At 69.6% G+C, this 22309-nt stretch carries 14 protein-coding genes; 8 read left to right on the top strand and 6 right to left on the bottom strand.

Features of this window, described 5'->3' with window-relative positions; translation table 11 throughout:
- Positions 1-24 precede the first annotated feature (24 nt).
- The 3 genes from ACZ3IJ_RS01320 to ACZ3IJ_RS01330 form a co-directional block, all read right to left on the bottom strand.
- Positions 25-570: a flavodoxin family protein gene (locus ACZ3IJ_RS01320; RefSeq protein ID WP_467466249.1), complete on the bottom strand. Its 546-nt coding sequence runs from the start codon at positions 568-570 to the stop codon at positions 25-27.
- A gap of 14 nt (positions 571-584) precedes the next feature.
- Positions 585-1229: a hypothetical protein gene (locus tag ACZ3IJ_RS01325; RefSeq protein WP_467465567.1), complete on the bottom strand. Its 645-nt coding sequence runs from the start codon at positions 1227-1229 to the stop codon at positions 585-587.
- A 439-nt stretch (positions 1230-1668) separates the two neighbouring features.
- Entirely contained in the window at positions 1669-2991 is a 1323-nt protein-coding gene (locus tag ACZ3IJ_RS01330) for an ROK family protein (protein ID WP_467465569.1), read from the bottom strand.
- 179 nt (positions 2992-3170) lie between these two features.
- Here ACZ3IJ_RS01330 and ACZ3IJ_RS01335 point away from each other — a divergent pair, with 179 nt between their 5' ends.
- The 4 genes from ACZ3IJ_RS01335 to ACZ3IJ_RS01350 are packed head-to-tail and all read left to right on the top strand — an operon-like array spanning position 3171 to position 7755.
- The gene (locus ACZ3IJ_RS01335; protein ID WP_467465570.1) at positions 3171-4484 is read left to right on the top strand and encodes an ABC transporter substrate-binding protein; all 1314 of its coding nucleotides are present in this window, start codon (positions 3171-3173) and stop codon (positions 4482-4484) included.
- A gap of 14 nt (positions 4485-4498) precedes the next feature.
- Complete coding sequence (locus tag ACZ3IJ_RS01340; RefSeq protein ID WP_467465572.1) at positions 4499-5494, top strand: carbohydrate ABC transporter permease; 996 nt, start codon at positions 4499-4501, stop codon at positions 5492-5494.
- A gap of 31 nt (positions 5495-5525) precedes the next feature.
- Positions 5526-6365 carry a carbohydrate ABC transporter permease gene (locus ACZ3IJ_RS01345; protein ID WP_467466251.1) on the top strand — a complete coding sequence of 280 codons (840 nt, stop codon included), beginning with the start codon at positions 5526-5528 and terminating at the stop codon, positions 6363-6365.
- Between the two features lie 34 nt (positions 6366-6399).
- On the top strand, positions 6400-7755 hold the full coding sequence (locus tag ACZ3IJ_RS01350) for a GH1 family beta-glucosidase (RefSeq protein WP_467465573.1): 1356 nt from the start codon (positions 6400-6402) through the stop codon (positions 7753-7755).
- A gap of 179 nt (positions 7756-7934) precedes the next feature.
- Here ACZ3IJ_RS01350 and ACZ3IJ_RS01355 read toward each other — a convergent pair whose 3' ends face one another.
- Complete coding sequence (locus ACZ3IJ_RS01355) at positions 7935-8954, bottom strand: LacI family DNA-binding transcriptional regulator (RefSeq protein WP_467465574.1); 1020 nt, start codon at positions 8952-8954, stop codon at positions 7935-7937.
- A 296-nt stretch (positions 8955-9250) separates the two neighbouring features.
- Here ACZ3IJ_RS01355 and ACZ3IJ_RS01360 point away from each other — a divergent pair, with 296 nt between their 5' ends.
- The 4 genes from ACZ3IJ_RS01360 (at position 9251) to ACZ3IJ_RS01375 (ending at position 17724) form a co-directional block, all read left to right on the top strand.
- Positions 9251-11452, top strand: coding sequence for a discoidin domain-containing protein (locus ACZ3IJ_RS01360; protein ID WP_467465575.1), 2202 nt, complete (start codon positions 9251-9253; stop codon positions 11450-11452).
- 256 nt (positions 11453-11708) lie between these two features.
- Complete coding sequence (locus tag ACZ3IJ_RS01365; RefSeq protein ID WP_467465576.1) at positions 11709-13883, top strand: discoidin domain-containing protein; 2175 nt, start codon at positions 11709-11711, stop codon at positions 13881-13883.
- A gap of 139 nt (positions 13884-14022) precedes the next feature.
- Positions 14023-15114, top strand: a complete 1092-nt coding sequence (locus ACZ3IJ_RS01370) for a DUF1996 domain-containing protein (protein ID WP_467465577.1) — start codon at positions 14023-14025, stop codon at positions 15112-15114.
- A gap of 174 nt (positions 15115-15288) precedes the next feature.
- Positions 15289-17724 carry a glycoside hydrolase family 3 C-terminal domain-containing protein gene (locus tag ACZ3IJ_RS01375; RefSeq protein ID WP_467465578.1) on the top strand — a complete coding sequence of 812 codons (2436 nt, stop codon included), beginning with the start codon at positions 15289-15291 and terminating at the stop codon, positions 17722-17724.
- A gap of 486 nt (positions 17725-18210) precedes the next feature.
- On the opposite strand, the gene ACZ3IJ_RS01380 is transcribed toward ACZ3IJ_RS01375, so the two are convergent.
- Positions 18211-19353, bottom strand: coding sequence for an ABC transporter substrate-binding protein (locus tag ACZ3IJ_RS01380; protein ID WP_467465579.1), 1143 nt, complete (start codon positions 19351-19353; stop codon positions 18211-18213).
- A 122-nt stretch (positions 19354-19475) separates the two neighbouring features.
- Positions 19476-22142, bottom strand: coding sequence for a SpoIIE family protein phosphatase (locus ACZ3IJ_RS01385; protein WP_467465580.1), 2667 nt, complete (start codon positions 22140-22142; stop codon positions 19476-19478).
- Positions 22143-22309: the final 167 nt, after the last annotated feature.

Genomic DNA, 22309 nt, shown 5'->3' on the forward strand with positions numbered 1-22309 from the left:
GGCCTGCGCTTCCCGGCTGGGTGATCAAGCGACTTGGAGGGCCGCGCCCCACGCCCTGGCGCGCTCCCTCTCGCCCTCGCGCAGCGGCCCTTCGGTGTCCTCGATGACGAATCCCTCCGGTTCCGCGACGAGTTCGTACCCATGGCTGCGCAGCCGACGTGCGATGCCGCCGGCGGCGGCGCCCGCAAGGCGCATGTCCGCCCGGGTGTCGAAGGCCGCGGCAGCGTGGGTACCGGTGTGGGCCTTCGGAAGCGTGTCGTGGAACCAGTCACGGACGCCGGGGCCCTCGGCGCCCGCCTCGGGGGTGAAGGGACGCTCGTCGTTCTCGGCTTCCTTCGCCTCGGCCTTCAGCCCCATCTTCCGGCTCATCCCCGTGGTCATGCCCCGCATATGGGTCGGCCCGCCGACGACCAGCAGGTCGGTTGGACCGATGCGCTCCGGCAGGGCGTCGACCACCGCCACGCATTCGACCTCGGCGTCCGGGTGCGCTTCCTTCACGCCCTCTCCGATCGCGTCGGCGACCTCGCGTGTGTTGCCGAAGAGGCTCTCGTAGACGATCACGGCACGCATCACGTCTCATCTCCTCAGGTGCTTCGTTCTGCGGCCTCGGAGGCCGCTTCGATCGTCCGCAGCGCCCCGCGCAGCACGACGCCGACGCCCGGGGAAACCAGTGTCCAGTAGCGGCCGAACCGTGTGGTGGACGCCGGGTCGGTGCACCCGGTGCGCGCTTCGTAGGTCAGGAGGGATCGCCGCGCCCCGTAGGGGTGGACGACGAAGGCGGCGGCCATCTTCGCCCAGCCGGGCTCATCGAAGCCCGCGAAGTCACCGGGTTCGACTCGGCGCCACTCGATGGTGGGTTTCCACACCTTCCCGACCGCGCCGAAGACGATCTCGCGCCCCGAACGTTCTCCCAGCGCGACCCAGGGTTGGGCCTCAGGTTTCCCCTGAACACCACCCGCTGCGGTTTCGAACAGGTCGGACACCCGCATCGAAGGCGGAGTGACCACGGGCCGACGGCGCACTCGGGACGGGACCCCACGCGCCCACATGACCGCATCGAACAGCGGCGAGTGGACGGAGAGCATGTCCAGATCTCGGGCTGCGCGGTATACGACGTCCGGCGTGGCGGCGATCACGGCGCACTCCAGGCGGGAGAACCGGAACTCGGGCAGAGCCGCGTCGAGCAACAGAGGCTCGGCTGTCGCGGGGGCGCTCGGCTGGGCATTCATGTAGACCTCCCGGATCCGACACCAACAGTCTGGTTCACAGGCAGGCATCTCGCTGGGGCCGAACGGTCCCCAGTCGTGCGGCCGCCGTGCCGGCTCTACGGCGGCGACGGCCGGCCCTGTGGCCGTTCAGTCCCGGCTTCGAGGCTTCTCTGTGGGCCCAGCTCGTCGACATGCTGAGCCGTCGCGACTTTCGGACGTGTCCATGAGTACCGGCTCGACCATGCGCCGTGACCGTGACTACCGCCGCCACCTGCGGGCTACGTCGATGGTCACGAGAAACGGCGGGTTCGCCGACCGGCGATCCGCTGCTGTGTTGCCGCGCTCCCTGAGTGACAGTGATCACGCCGACCGCTGCTCGATCACGCCGGGCGGAGGATCTGCCCGGCGCCCGACGGGCTGCCCGATCTGGAGGAGCAGCCTCCTCGCATCCCTCTGCCGGTCACTGCACCGCGCGTTGTCTCAGTGTTCTCTGCCATGCGGGGAGGGGTTCCTCGGCTTCGATCGTTCGCTGGTGGCCGCCGCGTGCGAAGAAGTCGGCGAGAGGAAGGGTTCCCGCCCCGACGGTCACGGCGTCCGGGCCGAAGGTGCCGAGATCGATGCGGACGTGCGCGGCGGGATGGGCCAGGGCGTAGGAGGTGGCATACGTCCGTACCGACTCCAGGAAACGGGTGCCGAGTTGCAGGCCTGCCCAGCCGCCGACGAGGATGCGTTCGGGCTGGAAGAGGTTGATGAGGTCGGCGAAGCCGGCCCCGAGGTACTCGGCGGTCTCCTCCAGCACGGCCAGGGCCGTCATGTCGGGGTCGGGCGCGTCGCCGTCGGGACCGGGGGAGGGGTGGGCAGCGGCGAGCAACGCGCTGAGGGCCGTCTCCTCGTCGGCGCCGGCGGGCAGGCGACCGCCCGCCTCCGCCCAGCGTTCCAGGAGCGCCTCCGAACCGGCGTACGCCTCGAGACAGCCCTGGGCGCCGCAACGGCAGCGGCGTCCCCGGACGCGTACGGTGAGGTGCCCCCATTCCACCGCGCGGCCGGTTCGCATGTCGTCGGTGACCACGCAGGCCCCCACGCCGGAGCCGAACAGGACCACGACGGCGCTCTGCGCGCCACGTCCGGCCCCGAACCACATCTCGGCCTGGCCGAGCGTCTTGGCACCGTTGTCGATGTAGAACGGGACGCTCGGTGGCAGCAGCCGGGCGTCGCGCAGCAGCCGCTCCAGTGGCACCGCGTCCCAGCCGATGGTCTGTCCGTGCACGACGGCGCCGTCCTCGGAGGTGCGGGCCACGATGCCGGGGACACCGATGCCGACGCCGAGCAGGCGTTCCGGGGGTGTGCCGGCCGTGTCAAGGACCTCGGTGATGCCTTCGAGGAGGTGTCCGACGACGACGTCGACGTCGTATCGGTCGTTGCGGCGCGGCCCTCCCGGCCTGAGAGGTTTCTCCGCGCGTGCCAGTTCGGTGAGGGCGAGGTCGAAGAGTTCCACCCGCACCCGCGTCTCGCCCACATCCACGCCGATCACGTAGCCGCTGTGGGGGCTGATGCGCAGCAGCGTCCGTGGACGCCCGCCTCTGGAGTCGACGCTGCCCGCCTCCTCCACGAGGCCTTCGGCGATCAGCTCCGACACCACGTTGCTGACGGATCCGGAGCTCAGTCCCGTGACGGGGCCCAGCGAGAAGCGGCTCAAAGGCCCGTCGAAATACAACCGTTGCAAAATGGCCGCACGGCTCTCCCGTCGCAGGTCACGTACCGTTCGGCCGCCGCGTGCACGCACTGTGCCCCCTGTCCTTGAGGTCTCTGGTCGCAACATACCCCGGTGACCGGTCTTGACGAGCACTTCGCTTGGGGTTTAACTCACATCCTAAATTAAGCCGTGGGGTTGCCGGGGTGGCTGCGGACGCCGCCCCCTCCCGCAGTCGGCTTCCCGCCCCTTCCCGAAAGGCCTCTGGAGCCATGCGCAGAGTCAGAGCCGCAGCCGTCGGCGCCGTCACCCTCTCTCTCGTCCTCTCCGCCGCCGCGTGCGGCGGCGGGTCCAACGGCGGCGGCTCCAACGAGCAGCCCAAGACGCTCACCTACTGGGCGTCCAACCAGGGCGCCAGCATCGAGGTCGACAAGAAGGTCCTCCAGCCGGAGCTCGACAAGTTCGAGAAGCAGACGGGCATCAAGGTCAAGCTGGAGGTCGTGCCCTGGAGCGACCTGCTCAACCGGATCCTCACCGCCACCACGTCGGGCCAGGGCCCCGACGTCCTCAACATCGGCAACACCTGGAGTGCGTCGCTGCAGGCCAGCGGCGCGCTGCTGCCGTGGGACGAGGCGAACTTCGCGAAGATCGGCGGCAAGGACCGCTTCGTGGACTCGGCACTCGGCTCCACCGGCGCAACGGGCCAGGACCCCGCGGCCGTCCCGCTCTACTCCATGGCGTACGCCCTCTACTACAACAAGAAGATGTTCGCCGAAGCCGGCATAGCGAAGCCGCCGGCCACCTGGGACGAGCTGGTCGCCACCGGCAAGAAGCTGACCAAGAACGGCAAGGCCGCCATCGGGGTCGAGGGCTCCAACCTGTCGAACAACATCCACCAGGTCTTCGTGCTCGGCAAGCAGCACGGCGCCGACTTCTTCACGCCCGAAGGGAAGGCCGACTTCACCTCGGACGAGGCCGTCGCCGCGGTCAAGCAGTACGTCGACCTGATGGCGGAGCACAAGATCGTCGCTCCCGGCAATGCGGAGTACGCCCAGAACCAGTCCCTGAGCGACTTCGCCAAGGACAAGACCGCCATGGTGCTGTGGCAGACCGCGTCGGCCACCTTCGCCTCGCAGGGCATGAAGGAGGACGAGTGGGGCGTGGCCCCCGCCCCCGTCCAGTCCGGCACCCCGGGCCAGGGCAAGAACACGAACTCCATGGTCGCCGGCATCAACATGGGCGTCTTCAAGAACACCAAGAACATCGACGGCGCCATGAAGTTCGTCAACTTCATGACCGGCGACGAGGAGCAGAAGATCCTCAACAAGGCCTACGGCTCCATCCCCCCGGTCAAGTCCGCCCAGCAGGACCCCGCCTTCGGCGTCCCGGGCCTCGCCGTCCTGCGTGACACCCTCGCGACCAGCGCCGCCGCCCTGCCGCAGGTTCCCGAGGAGTCGCAGTTCGAGACCGTCGTGGGCACCGCGGTCAAGGAGCTCTTCGCCGAGGCGGCGGCCGGCCGGCCGGTGACCACCGAGTCGGTGAAGGCCAAGCTCGAGAAGGCCGAGCAGCAGATGCCGAAGAAGTGAGCACGGACACCTCCATGACCACCACCGTCACTCCCGACACGGGCAGGCGGGCGGCGCGCAGGACCCCTCCCGGAGCGGCGCCCCGCGCCCGCCGCTCCGGGCGGCTGCGCCGCATCTCCCTGCCGTACGTACTGCTGCTTCCCGCCCTCCTCCTGGAGCTCCTGGTCCACCTGGTGCCGATGCTGATCGGCATCGTCGTCAGCTTCAAGGAGCTCACCCAGTTCTATCTGCGCGACTGGAGCGCGGCGCCCTGGGCCGGTCTGGACAACTACGCCCTCAGCGTCGACTTCGACGCCCCCGTGGGCCAGGCGCTCCTGAGCTCGTTCGTCACCACGTGCCTGTTCACGGTGGCCTCCGTCGGACTGTGCTGGCTGCTCGGCACGACCGCCGCGATCTTCATGCAAGAGACGTTCAAGGGCCGGGGCCTCCTGCGCACGCTCTTCCTCGTCCCGTACGCGCTGCCCGTCTACGCCGCGGTCATCACCTGGGCGTTCATGTTCCAGCGGGACAACGGCCTGGTGAACCACGTCATCCACGACCAGCTCGGCCTCACCGACAGCCCGCCGTTCTGGCTGATCGGAGAGAACAGCTTCATCACCCTGCTCGTCGTCTCGGTCTGGAAGGGCTGGCCCTTCGCCTTCCTCATCATGATGGCCGGGCTGCAGAACATCCCCCGCGAGATGTACGAGGCCGCGGCCCTCGACGGTGCCGGGGTGTGGCAGCAGATCCGCCGGATCACCCTGCCGTCGCTTCGCCCGGTCAACCAGGTGCTGGTGCTGGTGCTGTTCCTGTGGTCGTTCAACGACTTCAACACGCCGTTCGTGCTGTTCGGCAAGGCGGCGCCCGAATCCGCCGACCTGATCTCCCTGCACATCTACCAGTCCTCGTTCCAGACCTGGAACTTCGGCACGGGCTCGGCCATGTCGGTCCTGCTGCTGCTGTTCCTGCTCGTCGTGACGGGTGTCTACCTCGCGGTCACCTCCCGGGGAAGGAAGACGAGCGATGTCTGACCACTCTCAGCGTGCGCACTTCAGGTCGCCGATGGCGGCGCCCCGGTCGTTCCTCTGGAGCCGGCGGATCTTCCTGACGCTGCTGACCGCCTTCGTGCTCCTGCCGGTGTACGTCATGGTCTCCAGCTCACTGAAGCCGCTGGAGGACGTGTCGGGAAAGTTCCAGTGGATCCCTTCGGGACTCACGATCCGGCCGTACTTCGACATCTGGGAGACCGTCCCGCTCGCCGACTACTTCGTCAACTCGCTGATCGTGGCCGGCGCCGCGACGGTCTGTTCGGTGGTGATCGCGGTCTTCGCCGCCTACGCGGTGAGCCGCTACAGCTTCCGCGGCAAGCGGGTCTTCACGGTGACCGTGCTGTCGACGCAGATGTTCCCCGGCATCCTCTTCCTGCTGCCGCTGTTCCTCATCTACGTGAACATCGGCAACGCCACGGGCATCGCCCTGTTCGGCTCGCGCGTCGGGCTGATCATCACGTACCTCACCTTCTCCCTGCCCTTCTCCATCTGGATGCTCATCGGGTACTTCGACTCGGTGCCCCGCGAGCTCGACGAGGCCGCCAAGGTCGACGGCTGCGGCCCGCTCGGCGCCCTCTTCCGGGTCATCGTCCCGGCAGCGATCCCCGGCATCGTCGCCGTCGCCGTGTACGCGTTCATGACGGCCTGGGGCGAGGTCCTCTTCGCCTCCGTCATGACCAACGACACCACCCGCACCCTCGCCGTGGGACTCCAGGGCTACTCCACCCAGAACGACGTGTACTGGAACCAGGTGATGGCCGCCTCCCTCGTGGTGAGCCTGCCCGTCGTCGCCGGCTTCCTGCTCCTCCAGCGCTACCTCGTCGCCGGGCTGACCGCCGGCGCCGTCAAGTAACCCTTTTCTGCAGCTGATCACCGAGAGGTTCTCCGTGTCCGACTCCATAGACCTCGGCGCGTTCCCCCGCGACTTCGCCTGGGGCACCGCCACATCCGCCTACCAGATCGAGGGCGCCGTCGACGAGGACGGCCGAGGACCCTCCATCTGGGACACGTTCTCCCATACTCCTGGCAAGGTCGACAACGACGACCACGGCGACCAGGCCTGCGACCACTACCACCGCTGGCCCGAGGACGTCTCGCTCATGCAGCGGCTCGGCGTCGACACCTACCGCCTGTCCATCGCCTGGCCCCGCGTCATCCCCGACGGCAGCGGAGCGGTCAACGCCGTCGGCCTCGACTTCTACGACCGGCTCATCGACGCCCTGCTCGCCGCCGGGATCACGCCGTCGGTCACGCTCTACCACTGGGACCTGCCCCAGGCACTGCAGGACCGCGGCGGCTGGACCGTGCGGGAGACCGCCGAGCACTTCGCGGCCTACGCCTCCGTCGTCGCGGAACGCCTCGGGGACCGGGTCAGACAGTGGGCCACCCTCAACGAGCCGCTCTGCTCCGGCTGGATCGGCCACCTGGAGGGCCGGATGGCCCCTGGGCTCACCGATCTGACCGCCGCCGTCCACGCCTCCTACCACCTCCTGCTCGGTCACGGGCTGGCCGCCCGGGCCATCCGCGCCGCCTCTCCCGACGCGCAGGTCGGCATCGTCACCAACCACAGCACCGTGACGGCGGCCTCGGACGACCCCGCGGACATCGCGGCGGCACTGCGCATGGACGGCCACACCAATCGCTGGTGGCTCGATCCGGTGTACGGTCGGGGCTTCCCCGTCGACATGCGCGAGCTGTACGGCGTGGATCTCCCGGAGCGGGCGGGTGACGCGGAGATCATCGCCGCGCCGCTCGACTGGCACGGCCTCAACTACTACTTCCCGGTCACCGTCACGGGCGACCCGTCGGGCCCCGTTCCGTACGCCCGCGAGGTACGACTGACCGACGTGCCCCGCACGGGCATGGACTGGCAGATCGACGGCAGCGGCCTCGAAGCCCTTCTGCTGCGCCTGACCGAGGACTACGGCATCCAGAAGCTGTACGTCACCGAGAACGGCTCCGCCTTCCCCGACACCGTCGCCCCCGACGGCGAGGTCCACGACCCCGAGCGGACCGCGTACTTCGAGGAGCACCTGGAGGCCTGCGCCCGAGCCATCCGCAAGGGTGCCCCGCTGGCCGGCTACTACGCCTGGTCGCTGCTCGACAACTTCGAGTGGGCCTACGGCTACGACAAGCGTTTCGGGCTCGTCCACGTCGACTACGCCACCCAGAAGCGGACCATGAAGACGAGCGGCCGGCGCTATGCGGAGCTCATCCGCAGCCACCGGCAGATCCACGCGTAACAGGGGCTCGCAGCAGGACGGCCCCGGTTACCAGGGCCGGTCGGGTTCCGTGGCACGGAACCAAACGGCCCTGCGGGTGTCCCCGTCTCCGGCCCGTCCGTCCCCAGGCCGACGGGCCGAAGCCCTGCACGTGCGCACGGCGCGGCCCGTGGTGCCCGGCGTACGTAGTTCGCGGCCGCTCAGGCCGACTCGCGCACCACCAGCTCGGCGTCGAAAAGCACCGACGCGGGCTGGCTGCGCGTCCCTTGAATCTGCTCCGACAGGAGTCGGGCCATCGCTCCGGCCATCTTCTCCACCGGCTGGCGCACCGTGGTCAGAGGGGGTCTGCAGGTCACTGCCACGCTCGAGTCGTCGAAGCCGATGACAGCCACATCCTGAGGGATCCGCTTGCCCTGCTCACGCAGGAACTGGCACGCCCCCTGAGCCATCAGATCGTTCGCGGCGAAGACGCCGTCGAGGTCGGGATGGTCACTCAACAGTTCCGCCATGGCTGCCCCACCGCTGTCGACCGTGAAGTTGCCTTCGGCAACAGGAACGTCGACCACTCCAGCGGAGGCCAGCGCTTCGCGGAAACCGTCGAGACGGTCGCGGGCCGCCGGGATCGACTGGGGGGCCGAGATCGTTGCGATCCGTCGGCATCCCCTGGCCAGAAGGTGCTCGGCTGCCAGCCGGGCTCCTTCGGCGTGCGCGAGGTCGACATGGCTGACGGTGTGCGGACGTTCGGGGCGGGCGAAGAGCACCACGGGAATCCGGGCGGCGATCAGCATCTCCGGCAAGGGGTCGGCGACCTGGATGGACACCACCAGAGCACCATCCGCGGTGCCCTGGCTCAGATAGTCGACGACCTGTTCCCTGGCGGCATCGGACTCGGCCACCAGGAGTACCGGATGCATCGCGTGCGACCGCAGATAGCCGACCACGCCGCTGACCACCCGGCCGAAGAACGGGTCGGCGAAGACGCGTGAGGCGAAGGCGTCGCCCGCACCGGAGATGATCAGTGCGACCGTCTCCGTCCGCTGGGTGACCAGCGATCTGGCAGCGCGGTTGGGCCTGTACCCCGTCTGCTCGATCGCATGGCGCACCAGCTCCTGGATGTCGGGGTCCACATTGCGGATCCCGTTCACGACCCGGGACACCGTCGCCCGCGACACACCCGCCTGCCGTGCGACATCCTCCAGCGTCGGGCCCATTCTGCTCATACGCGGAACCCTAGCGTGCCGTGTCGCTCACGAAGCAGCCGAGCCGACGCCCTGCGCGGGGACATCCGGTCCTCCCCGGCAAGCCGCCGCCGAGTGCCGCGCCGGCGCAGGCCGCCCCGACGCCAACTGCGCTGCCGCAGGGCATCCGTTGCTCACCGCCGAGTCCATCGACCACATACAGTCTTCCACTTAATAGAAGGCTAAAGAAAAGTCGGTCGGAGCCTTGACCGCACCGGCTGCAGCACGCCAAGGTCTGGAGAGCGCTCTCCCGTTTCAGGTTTGTTAAGGAGCCCTTCATGCCTGTCGGCATACCCGTCGCAGCACCATCCCGCAGACGCCGTCCTCTTCCGGCCCGTAAGGGCATCGCAGGGGCGGTCGCCGCCGCCGTGGCGGGCAGCCTGCTCGCCCTTGCCCCCGCCACGACGGCCCAGGCCGCCCCCACCCTCCTCTCCCAGGGGAAGACGGCCACGGCCTCCTCCACCGAGGGACCCGCCTTCACCGCGAGCGCCGCGTTCGACGGCAACCTCACCGGCACCCGCTGGGCCAGCGCGTGGCAGGACGCCCAGTGGCTCCAGGTCGACCTCGGCAAGAGCGCCACGCTCAGCCGCGCCGTCCTGACCTGGGAAGGCGCCTACGGCAAGAGCTACCAGATCCAGGCGTCCGAGAACGGCACCGACTGGCGGACCGTCACCGCCGTCAGCGCCGGCGACGGAGGCACGGACGAGGTCACCCTGTCCGGAACCGGCCGCTACATCCGTATGAACGGCCTCACCCGGGCTACCGGATACGGCTTCTCTCTCTGGGAGTTCCAGGTCTACGGCTCCACCGACACCACCGGCCCGACCCTCCCCGGCGGTGGCGACCTCGGCCCCAACGTGCACGTCTTCGACCCCTCCACGCCCGGCATCCAGAGCAAGCTGGACCAGGTCTTCCAGCAGCAGGAGTCGGCCCAGTTCGGCTCCGGGCGGCACGCCTTCCTCTTCAAGCCCGGTACGTACGACAACCTCAACGCGCAGATCGGCTTCTACACCCAGATCGCCGGTCTCGGGCTGCGTCCCGGCGACACCACCATCAACGGTGACGTGACCGTCGACGCGGGCTGGTTCAACGGCAATGCCACCCAGAACTTCTGGCGCGGCGCCGAGGGTCTGACCCTCAACCCGGTCAACGGCACCAACCGGTGGGCGGTCTCGCAGGCGTCCTCGTTCCGCCGCATGCACGTCAAGGGCGGGCTCAACCTCGCGCCGAACGGCTACGGCTGGGCCAGCGGCGGCTACATCGCCGACTCGAAGATCGACGGCCAGATCGGCAACTACTCGCAGCAGCAGTGGTACACCCGGGACAGCTCCATCGGCGGCTGGTCCAACAGCGTCTGGAACCAGACCTTCTCGGGCGTCCAGGGCGCACCGGCCAACGCGTTCCCCGAGCCCCGCTACACCACGCTCGACACGACGCCGATCTCCCGCGAGAAGCCGTACCTCTACCTCGACGGCGACGAGTACAAGGTGTTCGCGCCCGCCAAGCGCGTCAACGCCCGCGGCACCAGCTGGGCGAACGGCACCCCCCAGGGTGAGTCCATCCCGCTGAACCAGTTCTACGTGGTCAAGCCCGGCACCACCGCCGCCACCATCAACCAGGCGCTCGACCAGGGCCTGCACCTGCTGTTCACGCCCGGCGTCTACCACGTGGACCAGACCATCAACGTGAACCGCGCCAACACCATCGTGCTCGGCCTCGGCCTCGCGACGATCATCCCGGACAACGGCGTCACCGCGATGAGGGTCGCCGACGTCGACGGAGTCAAGCTCGCCGGCTTCCTCATCGACGCCGGTCCGGTCAACTCCCCGACTCTGCTGGAGGTCGGTCAGCAGGGGGCCTCCGCCGACCACGCCGCCAACCCCACCACCGTCCAGGACGTGTACATCCGCATCGGCGGCGCCGGCGCGGGCAAGGCCACCACCAGCATGGTCGTCAACAGCGACGACGCCATCGTCGACCACACCTGGGTGTGGCGCGCCGACCACGGCGAGGGCTGGGGCTGGGAGACCAACCGCGCCGACTACGGCGTCCGGGTCAACGGCGACGACGTGCTGGCCACCGGCCTGTTCGTCGAGCACTTCAACAAGTACGACGTCGAGTGGTACGGCGAGCGCGGCCGCACGATCTTCTACCAGAACGAGAAGGCGTACGACGCCCCCAACCAGGCCGCCATCCAGAACGGCACGACGAAGGGGTACGCCGCCTACCGCGTCGACGACTCGGTGAACACCCACGAGGCGTGGGGACTCGGCAGCTACTGCAACTACAACGTGGACCCGACCATCGTCCAGGACCACGGCTTCAAGGCACCCGTCAAGCCGGGCGTGAAGTTCCACAGCCTCCTGGTGGTGTCCCTCGGCGGCATGGGCCACTACAACCACGTCATCAACGACACCGGGGCCTCCACCGTCCCCGCCGGCACCTCCACCGTGCCCTCGACCGTCGTCTCCTTCCCCTGACACACCCCCGTTTCTCCGCCGGTCTCCGGTAACGCCACGGAACCGACCACAACTCCCCGGGCCGGGCGAACAGTCCCCGCGCCCCGGCCCGGGGCACTTACCGCACCGACCGACCGGCCAGGACGTCCTTACCCGGGCACGTCACTCAAAGTGACAGGTCCATGTCACGCCCGCCCGTCCCGAGAGCGCGGCATCGGCGGGTGAGCCCCTTCCAGGAGCTGGTCGAACGTCACCGCCATTGACACCAGGAGTCGCAATGTCGCATCCCCCCTCCACGGCCGCACCAGCCCGCCGCACACGCGGCGCGGCGGCAGCCCTCACCCTCGGAGCGCTCCTCGCCTCTTCCTTCACCCTCGCCACCGCGCCCGCCGCGAGCGCCGCGGAGTCCCTGCTGTCCCAGGGCAGGACGGCCACCGCCTCCTCGTCCGAGGGCGAGGCCTTCTCCGCCGCCGCCGCCGTCGACGGCAACCTCACCGGCACCCGCTGGGCCAGCCAGTGGAGCGACGCCCAGTGGTTCCAGGTCGACCTCGGCGCGACCAAGGACCTGAGCCGCGTCGTCCTGACCTGGGAGGGCGCGTACGGCAAGAACTACGAGATCCAGGTCTCGGACAACGGAGCCGACTGGCGTACGGCGAAGACCGTCATCGGCAGCGACGGCGGCACCGATGACATCGCGATCTCCGGTTCCGCCCGGTACGTGCGCATGAACGGCCTCGTCCGCTCCAGCGGCTACGGCTACTCGCTCTGGGAGTTCCAGGTGTACGGCGAGAGCGGCACCACCACCCCGCCGCAGGGCGCCGTACGCGTGGCGGGCTCTCAGGGCAACTGGCAACTCACCGTCGGCGGCCAGCCGTACACGGTCAAGGGCCTCACCTGGGGCCCGGCGATGGCCGACGCCTCCCGCTACATGCCGGACCTGAGGTCCATGGGCGTCAACACCGTCCGCACCTGGGGGACCGACGCGTCCAGCAAGCCCCTGCTCGACGCCGCCGCCGCCCACGGGCTCAAGGTCGTCAACGGCTTCTGGCTCCAGCCCGGCGGCGGCCCCGGCTCCGGCGGCTGCGTCAACTACGTCACCGACACGGCGTACAAGAGCACCATGCTCACCGAGTTCGCCAAGTGGGTCGACACCTACAAGTCCCACCCGGCGACACTCATGTGGAACGTCGGCAACGAGTCCGTCCTCGGCCTGCAGAACTGCTACAGCGGCACCGAGCTGGAGAACCAGCGCAACGCGTACACGACCTTCGTCAACGACGTCGCCAAGAAGATCCACTCCATCGACCCCGACCACCCCGTGACCTCCACGGACGCGTGGACCGGTGCCTGGCCGTACTACAAGCGCAACGCCCCCGACCTCGACCTGTACTCGATGAACGCATACGGCGACATCTGCGGTGTGCGGCAGGACTGGATCGACGGCGGGTACAACAAGCCGTACATCATCACCGAGACGGGGAACGCCGGTGAGTGGGAGGTCCCCGACGACGTCAACGGCATCCCCGACGAGCCGACCGACGTCCAGAAGGCCGAGGGCTACACCAAGGCCTGGGAGTGCATCACCGGTCACCGGGGCGTTGCCCTTGGCGCGACGATGTTCCACTACGGCCTCGAGCACGACTTCGGCGGCGTCTGGTTCAACCTCCTTCCGGACGGCCTCAAGCGCCTGTCGTACTACGCGGTGAAGAAGGCGTACGCCGGCTCCACCGCGGGCGACAACACCCCGCCGGTCATCACCGACATGACCGTCAGCACGCCCACGGCGGCCCCGGCCGGACGTGAGTTCACGGTCCGCGCCGACATCCGCGACCCCGACGGCGACCCGATCACACCCAAGATCTACCTCAGCGGAAACTACGCCAACGGTGACAAGCGCCTCGTCGACGCGCAGTACCGCTCCCTGGGCAACGGCACCTTCGCCGTCACCGCGCCCGAGAAGCTCGGCGTGTGGAAGGTCTACATCCAGGCCGAGGACGGCCGCGGCAACGCCGGTATCGAGACGAAGTCCGTCAAGGTCGTCGCCCCGCCCGTCACCGGAACGAACGTCGCCCTGAACAGGCCCACCACCGCCTCCTCCGCCCAGGCCTCCTACGGCGACTGCCCCTGCCCCGCCTCCAACGCCACCGACGGCAACGCCTCCACCCGCTGGGCCAGCGACTGGAGCGACCCGCAGTGGATCCAGGTCGATCTCGGCGCGTCCAAGCCCATCCGCACCGTGCAGCTCGTCTGGGACCCGGCCTACGCCCGCGCCTACGAGGTCCAGGTCTCCGACAACGGCACGACCTGGCGGACCGTCCACACCACCACCACGGGCAACGGCGACATCGACACCATCGAGCCCGCCACCACCGCCCGGTACGTCAGGCTCCAGCTCACCGCGCGTGGCACCGGCTGGGGCTACTCGCTCCACGAGTTCGGCGTCTACAGCTGACGAGCCGGACCCACAGGACGGGGAGCGGGGCCTGCCGCTCGGCCCCGCCACCCCGGCACCACCGCACGGGAACCCCTCACATCAGTCGCGTGGCGTGTTCGCGTCCACGCGAAACCATCCCCATGGGCAGGAGAACCCCATGAGATCGAGTCCGAAACGGCTCCCCGCACTCCTCCTCGGTACCGCCCTCATCGCGAGCGTCCTCGGCGTCGCCACGATGGCCTCCGCCGCGGACACGGACAACACCACCCCGCCCGCCGCCGTCGCGGCCGGCGCCCACAGCGGACACGTCATGGCCGCGTCCACCCAGGCCTCGGGCGACGACCCCGACGGAGACGGCTACATCCCGGCCGTACCCCAGGTCACCGGTGTCACACCGTCCACGGCCACCCCGCCCCCCGCCTACCACCACGAGTTCCAGGCCGGCTGCTCCGTCACCCACACCGCGCCGGACGACCCGATCGTCTACCCGGGCCAGTTCGGCAAGTCCCATGACCACACGTTCATGGGCAACACCTCCACCAACGCCGCCAGCACCACCGCCTCGCTCTACGGAGGCAACACCACCTGCAAGGCGCCCGCGGACGCCTCCGCGTACTGGATGCCCTCGCTGTACAAGGGCGACCAGAAGATCCTGCCCGTGGGCCCGCAGGTCATCTACTACAAGGCGGGCGTCACCGACTACCGCAGCGTCCGGCCCTTCCCCAAGGGACTGCGGTTCGTCGTCGGCAACCCGATGCAGAGCGCCCAGGAGTTCCGGGCCCACAAGGGCTTCGTCGAGGGCTGGGAATGCGGTGACAGCTTCTTCAACACCGACATCCCGGCGAGCTGTCCGAACCGGCCCGACGTGCAGCTCAACCTGCGCATGCAGGCCCCCAGCTGCTGGAACGGCCTGTATCTCGACACCCCCGACCACCAGAGCCACATGGCCTACCCGGTGGTCAAGCCCGGCACCAACGACAACATGTGCCCGGCCTCCCACCCGGTCGCCCTGCCGATGATCGAGTTCAAGATGGCATGGCCGGTCAACGGCGACATGTCCCAGGTCCGCCTGGCCAGCGGCCGCGGCTACTCCTTCCACTACGACTTCTTCAACGCGTGGGAGGAGCGCACCCTGAAGGCCTTGGTCGACCACTGCATCGTCGGCGGCCTGCAGTGCGACACACGGGGCTTCGACCTGTACCGCCCCGAACGCGGCACCGTGCTGAACGCGGACCACCGTCTCCCCTAGGCCTGCCGAAGGTGCGCACGGGCCCGGTCACTCCTCCCGCACTCGGGGCGACCGGGCCTTCCACGTGCGCTGGTGACGGTTCATCAGAAGGGGCTTGACGTGCAGACCCTCGCAGGCGAAAGCTGGGAGAGCGCTCTCCCAATCAGGGGGACGGCTGACGTGACTGGGGTGGGAATGACCGACGACGTGATCGATCTGATGCTGGAAAAGCTCGACCTGACCCAGAAAGTGCGGCTGCTGAGCGGTGCCACCACCTGGCGGACCGCCGACGAGTCGGCCGTCGAGCTGCGCCAGATGGTCATGTCCGACGGCCCCGCCGGCGTGCGGGGAGAGGCCTGGGACGAACGGCGCACCTCCGCGCTGCTGCCGTCGGCGTCCGCGATCGGCGCGCTGTGGGACGAGGAACTGACCGAGCAGCTGGGCAGTCTGCTCGCCTCGGAAGCGGTCCGCAAGGGTGTGGACATCGTCCTCGCCCCCACGCTCAACCTGCACCGCACTCCGCTGGGAGGACGGCACTTCGAGTGCTACTCGGAGGATCCGGAGCTGACGGGCCGTACCGGTGCGGCGCTGATCCGGGGCATCCAGACGGCCGGTGCGGCGGCCACGGCCAAGCACTACGTCGCCAACGACTCCGAGACCGAACGCATGCATGTGGACGTACGGGTCTCCGAACGGGTCCTCAGGGAGGTCTATCTCGCTCCGTTCGAGGCGGCCGTCGAGGCGGGCGTGTGGCTGGTCATGGCCGGGTACAACAGCGTGAACGGCGCGACCATGACCGCCAGCGGTCTTCTCGCCGAGCCGCTCAAGGGCGCCTGGGGCTTCGACGGGGTCGTCGTCTCGGACTGGGGCGCGCTTCGTTCGACGACGGGCCCCGCGCTCGCCGGACTCGACCTGGCGATGCCCGGGCCGCAGGGACCGTGGGAAGCGGAACTGGCCCGGGCGGTGAAGGACGGCCTCGTCCCCGAGGAGGTCATCGACGACAAGGTGCGACGCCTGCTGAGGCTCGCCGGTCGCCTTCAGGCGGTCGGGCCGCGCCGGCCCCGGCGCGTAGCGGCGGTCGGCTCACGCGACACACGGAAGCTGTTGCGCCGCGCGGTGGCCGCGGGATCCGTACTCCTGCACAACCGCGGCGTGCTCCCGCTCGACCCGTCAGGCCTGACGACCGTCGCGGTCATCGGTGTGCACGCGGCCTCCCCACGGGTGCAGGGCGGTGGCAGCGCGGGCGTCTTCGACTCGGGCACGGTCACGCCCCTCAACGGCATCCGTGCCCGACTGCGCGGCCATGCCCGCGTCGTGCACGTGCCCGGTCCTTCCCTGGGTGTGCCTCCGGCCCCGCTCGATCCCGACCGGTGCAGCAACCCCAGATCGGGGCAGCCCGGAGTGCTGCTGCGGCTCCTGGACGCGGACGGCGACGAGCTGCACGCGGAACACCGGCTGTCAGGGAGGCAGCTGGAGCCTCCGGTCGTCCCCGGCACCCGCACCGTGGAGGTCAGCGCGCTGATCAGAGCGGAGGCAACGGGGGAGTGGACCTTCGGCGTCGCCGGCTTCGGCCGCATGTCGCTCACGATCGACGACCGGACGGTCTTGGACGGCGTTTTCCCGTGCACCACCGACGACCCGGCCGTCGTCCATGTGACCCCGCCCCTCCACACCGCGCAGGCGACGATCAGCACGCAACAGCCCGTCCATCTGGTGGCACGGCGCGAACTGGTCCCCGGAACCGGGCGGGCCGTGATCGTCGCGGCAGCACCCCCGGAGCAGGAGTCCGCGGCCGCGCTCGCCGAAGCGGTGGAAGCGGCCCGGGACGCGGACGCGGTGATCGTGGTGGTGGGGACCACCGAGCACACCGAGACCGAAGGGCGTGACCGCACGGATCTCTCCCTGGGCGGACACCAGACCGCACTCGTCCACGCCGTGGCAGCGGTCAATCCGCGCACGGTCGCCGTGGTGAACAGCGGTGGTCCGGTGGAGCTCCCATGGCGCGAGGAGGTGGGTGCGGTCCTGCTGTCCTGGTTCCCCGGACAGGAGGCCGGGTCCGGTCTCGCCGACGTGCTCTTCGGACTCGTCGAGCCCGGCGGCCGGCTTCCGACGACCTGGGCAGCCTCGCTCCCGGACGCACCCGTCACCCGCTCACAGCCGGTCGAAGGCCGGCTCGACTACGAGGAGGGTCTGCACATCGGCTACCGAGCGTGGGCGCGAGCGGAGTGCGAACCCGCCTACTGGTTCGGGCACGGCGAGGGGTACACGACCTGGGAGTACGGCGCGGTGAGTGCCCCGGCACACGTAACGGAAGGAACTCCGTTCACCGTCGGCGTCCAGCTGCGCAACACAGGCGCGAGACCGGGTCGCGAGGTGGTGCAGGTGTACCTGGCGCGCCCGGATTCCGCTGTGGAGCGACCGGACCTCTGGTTCGCCGGCTACGCGGCCGTACAGGCGGAGCCCGGTGCCTCGGTCACCACCGTGGTGGACGTGCCGGCGCGTGCGCTGCGGCACTGGTCCGAGGAGACACGGGCTTGGCGCACCGAGCCCGGGGCCTACCGGATCATGGTGGGGCGTTCTGCCGGCCGTCTTGTATGGCACGGAGACCTGAGCGTCCAAGCGGCCGGGTGACACCAACGCGGGCCTGGCCGCGGGTTCACTCCCGCCCGAAAGCATGATCTTCGTGCCTGCTGACCTGCTGACCTGTCGGCGCAGCCGGATCGAAGCGGCTGCGTCAGCATTCCGGCGAGTCGACCTGTCTCGCGGCAACGTCCTCTCTTTTCAAGGCGCTCTCAGGAGAGTTGGGCTGCTCGATCATGACGGAACCTCAGATGACGAGAGTCGTTCGATCAAAGTCGGCGCGACTACCTCGACAGCGGTGTGCTGCGGGCCGTGCTGGACGGGCGGGCCCGAGTGCCGGAGCTGCCCGAGTTCCCGGCCTGCGGAAGGCCCTCGGCACGTCTGTTCCCGGCGAACAACTGACACGGGCGCTCGCGTAAGCAGGCTAGGAGTACACGGATGAACGGGTGCGCGCCGCGTTCCTCATCTGCCCGGCGTGGCCGCCGGTGGGGGGCCCGGGCGGGCGGGTGCACGACTGGCCAGGAGCGCACTTGGCCCTCAGCTCGAGACAGCCTCGGCCCAGCCGCGGTTGACGGTCTCTCTTGCCTTCTCCGTCTGCGCCTCCGTCGGAAACGTCGGCGTGCCCTCGACCGTCGGCAGTTTCTCCGCGGCGGCCTTGTCGAGGGTGCCGTCCTTCTCCATGGCGTCCATGAGGACGGGGCGTGCATAGGCGCCGAGCCGGATGTTCTGGCCTTCCGGGCTGAAGACGTACTCCTGCCACAGACGTGCCGCCGCGGGGTGCGGAGCGTCTCTGTTCACCCCGTTCGCGTAGTACTGAGCGAAGCTGCCGTCGAAGGGGATGGCGGTCCGCCAGTCGACGTCCGTGCCATTCTCGCGGAATTCGTCGGCGTATCCGAGGTTGAGGAAGTCCCAGTCGATGCTGATCGGGGTCTGGCCCTTCGCGATCGTGGCCGGAGTGGATTCGACCGGGATGAAGTTGCCGTTCTCGCTGAGCTCGGCGAAGAAGTCGATGCCGGGCTGGACGTCGTCGAAGGAACCCCCGTTCGCCAGGGCCGCCGCGTAGACCCCGGCGAAGGCGGAGCCGGACTTGGTGGGGTTGCCGTTGAGCGCGACCTTGCCTTTGTACTCGGGCTTGCGCAGGTCGGCGAAGGTCGCGGGGCAGGTCTTGACGCGCTTGGCGTCACAGCCGATCGAGATGTAACCGCCGTAGTTGTTGTACCAGCGGGCCCGGTCGTCCTTCTGTTCCTTGGGGATCTCGTCGTACGCGGCGACCTCGTACGGAGCGAGCAGGCCCTGCCGTGCCGCGGACTGCGCGAACGAGCCTCCCACGTCGATCACATCGGGGGCGCGGCCTTCGCCCCTGTGCTCCTTCAGGGCGTTGATCTCGTCCTGGCTGGTACCTTCCGGGTTCTCCACGATGACCTTGATCCCGTACTTCTTCTCGAAGCCGTCGATCAGTGCGCCGTAGTTGGCCCAGTCGCTCGGGAGCGCGATCGTGTTGAGCGAGCCCTCCTTCTTCGCCGCTGTGGTCAGTGCTGCCATGCCGCCCGCGTCCGCGGCGGAGGTGGCCACCGCGGGTGCACTGGGCGCGGTGGTGGGCTTGTCTCCGCAGGCGCCGAGGGGCGCCGCGAGGACCAGGCAGGCGGCGACGAAGGCTGTCCGGAGACGAGGTGCGGGCACAAAGGCTCCATAACGGGCGGTCGCGTACTGATCGAGGCCAGCGTACGTTCGGCGGCCTCGGCAGCGCAGTCCCAGACGGTGGTGTCCGCGGTCTTCCCTGCGGCTGCCGCACCGGCACGTTCTCAGAACCCCTCGTCGTCCCACCCGGCCAGGAGCGCCTCCCCGAGATCCATCGCGGGCGGTGCGGCCCCGTCGTGGAGGGCCTGCTCGCTCCAGATGATCTTGCCGCGGGCGGTGTAGCGGGTGCCCCAGCGCTCGGCGAACTGCGCGACGAGGAACAGGCCGCGACCGCCCTCGTCGGTGGCCTCGGCCCGGCGCAGGTGCGGGGAGGTGCTGGACCCGTCGGAGACCTCGCAGATCAGGCTGCGGTCGTACAGCAGCCTCACCCGGATGGGCTCGGTGCCGTAGCGGATGGCGTTGGTTATCAGCTCGCTGAGGATGAGTTCCGTGGTAAAGACGATGTCCTCCAGGCCCCAGTCCGCCAGTCGGCGGGCGCAGGCGTTGCGCACCGGGGACACCGCCGCGGGGTCGGGGGTCACGTCCCACTCGGCGATCCGCGCGGGGTCCAGTCGGCGGGTGCGCGCCACCAGCAGCGCGACGTCGTCGCTGGGCCTGGTGGGCAGCATCGCGTCGATCGCCACGGTGCAGGTTTCCTCCGGGGTGCGGGCGGGCCCGGCCAGAGCGGCGCGCAGCGCTGCCAGGCCCGCGTCCGGATCGCGGTCGCGGCTCTCGATCAGCCCGTCGGTGAAGAGTGCCAGCCGGGAGCCTTCGGGCAGGGTGACCGTCATGGTCTCCATGGGCAGGCCCTCGCCCAGGCCCAGCGGCGGGGAGACCGGCACCTCGGGGAAGGACACGGTTCCGTCGGGAAGGATCAGAGCGGGGCCCGGATGCCCGGCGGTGGCGGCCGTCACCTGCCCCGAGACGGGATCGTAGAGGGCGCACAGGCAGGTGGCTCCGGTGATCCCCTGCCACTCCTGCTCGTCGGTGTCAATGTGGGCGACGAGCTCGTCCAGGTGGCTCAGGAGTTCGTCCGGGGGCAGGTCGAGGGTGGAGAAGTTGTACACGGCGGTGCGCAGGCGGCCCATGGTGGCGGCGGCGTGGAGACCGTGGCCGACGACGTCGCCGACCACCAGGGCCACTCGGGCGCCGGGCAGCGGGATGACATCGAACCAGTCACCGCCCACACCGGCCTGGGCGGCCAGATAGCGGTGCGCGACCTCAACGGCGGACTGCTCCGGTACGCCGCGGGGCAACAGGCTGCGCTGCAGGGTGACGGCCATGGTGTGCTCGCGGGTGTAGCGGCGGGCATTGTCGACGGACAGCGCCGCCCGGGCGGTCAGCTCCTCGGCGAAGGACACGTCCTCCTCGTCGAAGGCCGGGGAGTCCTGGGTCCGCCAGTAGCCGGCCATCCCCAGCACTACGCCCCGGGCCCGCAGGGGCACGGCGATCAGGGAGCGGATGCCGCGGTCCAGGATCTGCAGGGCGTTGGCCGGGTCCTGGGTCCGCCAGCCGTGGGTGGCGCGCAGGTCCGCCTCCAGGACCGCGCGGCTGCCGGCCAGCCCGGCGGCCATGGGGCTGGTGGGAACGAACCGGATCAGCTGGCCGACGGGGTAGAGGGGGTGGTCGCCCTGAAGGCCGACGCGGGCGGTGCGGCGCATCTCGGTGGTTGCTTCGGGCGGCTCCTCGCCACGCAGCACCGGGTCCAGCAGGTCGACGGTGACGACGTCGGCGAACCGTGGGACCGCCACCTCCGCCAGTTCCTCCGTGGTGCGCTCGACGTTCAGCGTCGTTCCGACCTGCATCCCCGCGTCGTAGAGCAACTTCAGCCGCTCGCGGGCCACCTCGGCCCTGCCGGAGAGTGCCCGCAGCTCGGTGGTGTCCCGCAGCGTGACGACGGTCCCGGCCTGCCCGTAGGGCGCGGTGGGCCGGATGTTCACCGCCAGCAGCCGATCGGCAGCCATGTGCAGCTCGTCGGTCGCGGAACGGCCCGATGCGATCGGATCGGCGATCCCCTCTTCCAGACCAAGGTCCGTGACGGGGAGCCCTTCCGCGTCCACCGGCAGGTCCAGCAGCCGCCGCGCCTCGTCATTGGCCAGCAGCAGCCGTCCGCCGCCGCCGACGATCAGTACGCCCTCTCGCACCGCGTGCAGCACCGCGTCGTGGTGCTCGTACATCCTCGTCATCTCGGCCGGTCCCAGGCCATGCGTCCGGCGCAGCAGCCGACGGCTCACCAGGGCGGTTCCGCCCGCGGACAGGGCGAGCACCGCGGCTGCACTGCCGAGGACGACCGGCAGCTGCCGGTTCACCATGCTCTGCACGTTCTGCACCGTGACCGGGGAGGAGACGATGGCGATGACGCGGCCGTCGGCGTCCTTTACGGGGACCACCGAGACCACGGACTGCCCCAAGGACCCTTCGAAGGTCTCGGTGAAGGATTGGCCGGCCACCGCCTTGGAGAAGGGGCCGACGACGTGCTTCCCGATCTGCCGTGCGTCGCTGTGGGCGAGGGTGACCCCGGAGAGTGTGTACACGTTGATGCCGTCGACCCCGGCGATCTTCCGGGCCGCCTCGGCGCTCGGCTGTAGCACTGCGCTCGGATGGGGGCTGCGCAGGGCCGCGACGATTCCCGGAGATTCCGCGAACGTTCCGGCGGCGGCGAGCGTACGGTGCCGGGCGTCCACCATGCCGGCGCTCCGGGCTTGCACCACGAGCGCCACCACCGCGGCGGCGACGAGCAGCACCACGACGGCCAGCTGCAGGAGGAACACCTCGCCGGCCACGCTGCGCATGCTCAGAAGGGAGGACAGACGCTGCGGCCGCCGCGCCTCTCCCTCAGGGGGCTGGGCGTGCTCCTGACGCTCCTGGTGGCTTCCTGAGCGGGGACGCCGAGAGGGGGAGGAAGAGCTCGTGGTTGAGCCGAGCAGCCGACGTCGGACGCGTCCAAGTAGGTGGCTCA

The organism is Streptomyces sp. NPDC013317 (genome assembly GCF_055563155.1).

Bases quoted from the DNA above. Each gene is read 5' to 3' on its own strand.
- ACZ3IJ_RS01320 (WP_467466249.1), bottom strand. From the start codon at position 570: ATGCGTGCCGTGATCGTCTACGAGAGCCTCTTCGGCAACACACGCGAG.
- ACZ3IJ_RS01325 (WP_467465567.1), bottom strand. From the start codon at position 1,229: ATGAATGCCCAGCCGAGCGCCCCCGCGACAGCCGAGCCTCTGTTGCTC.
- ACZ3IJ_RS01335 (WP_467465570.1), top strand. From the start codon at position 3,171: ATGCGCAGAGTCAGAGCCGCAGCCGTCGGCGCCGTCACCCTCTCTCTC.
- ACZ3IJ_RS01340 (WP_467465572.1), top strand. From the start codon at position 4,499: ATGACCACCACCGTCACTCCCGACACGGGCAGGCGGGCGGCGCGCAGG.
- ACZ3IJ_RS01345 (WP_467466251.1), top strand. From the start codon at position 5,526: ATGGCGGCGCCCCGGTCGTTCCTCTGGAGCCGGCGGATCTTCCTGACG.
- ACZ3IJ_RS01355 (WP_467465574.1), bottom strand. From the start codon at position 8,954: ATGAGCAGAATGGGCCCGACGCTGGAGGATGTCGCACGGCAGGCGGGT.
- ACZ3IJ_RS01360 (WP_467465575.1), top strand. From the start codon at position 9,251: ATGCCTGTCGGCATACCCGTCGCAGCACCATCCCGCAGACGCCGTCCT.
- ACZ3IJ_RS01365 (WP_467465576.1), top strand. From the start codon at position 11,709: ATGTCGCATCCCCCCTCCACGGCCGCACCAGCCCGCCGCACACGCGGC.
- ACZ3IJ_RS01370 (WP_467465577.1), top strand. From the start codon at position 14,023: ATGAGATCGAGTCCGAAACGGCTCCCCGCACTCCTCCTCGGTACCGCC.
- ACZ3IJ_RS01375 (WP_467465578.1), top strand. From the start codon at position 15,289: ATGACCGACGACGTGATCGATCTGATGCTGGAAAAGCTCGACCTGACC.
- ACZ3IJ_RS01385 (WP_467465580.1), bottom strand. From the start codon at position 22,142: ATGCGCAGCGTGGCCGGCGAGGTGTTCCTCCTGCAGCTGGCCGTCGTG.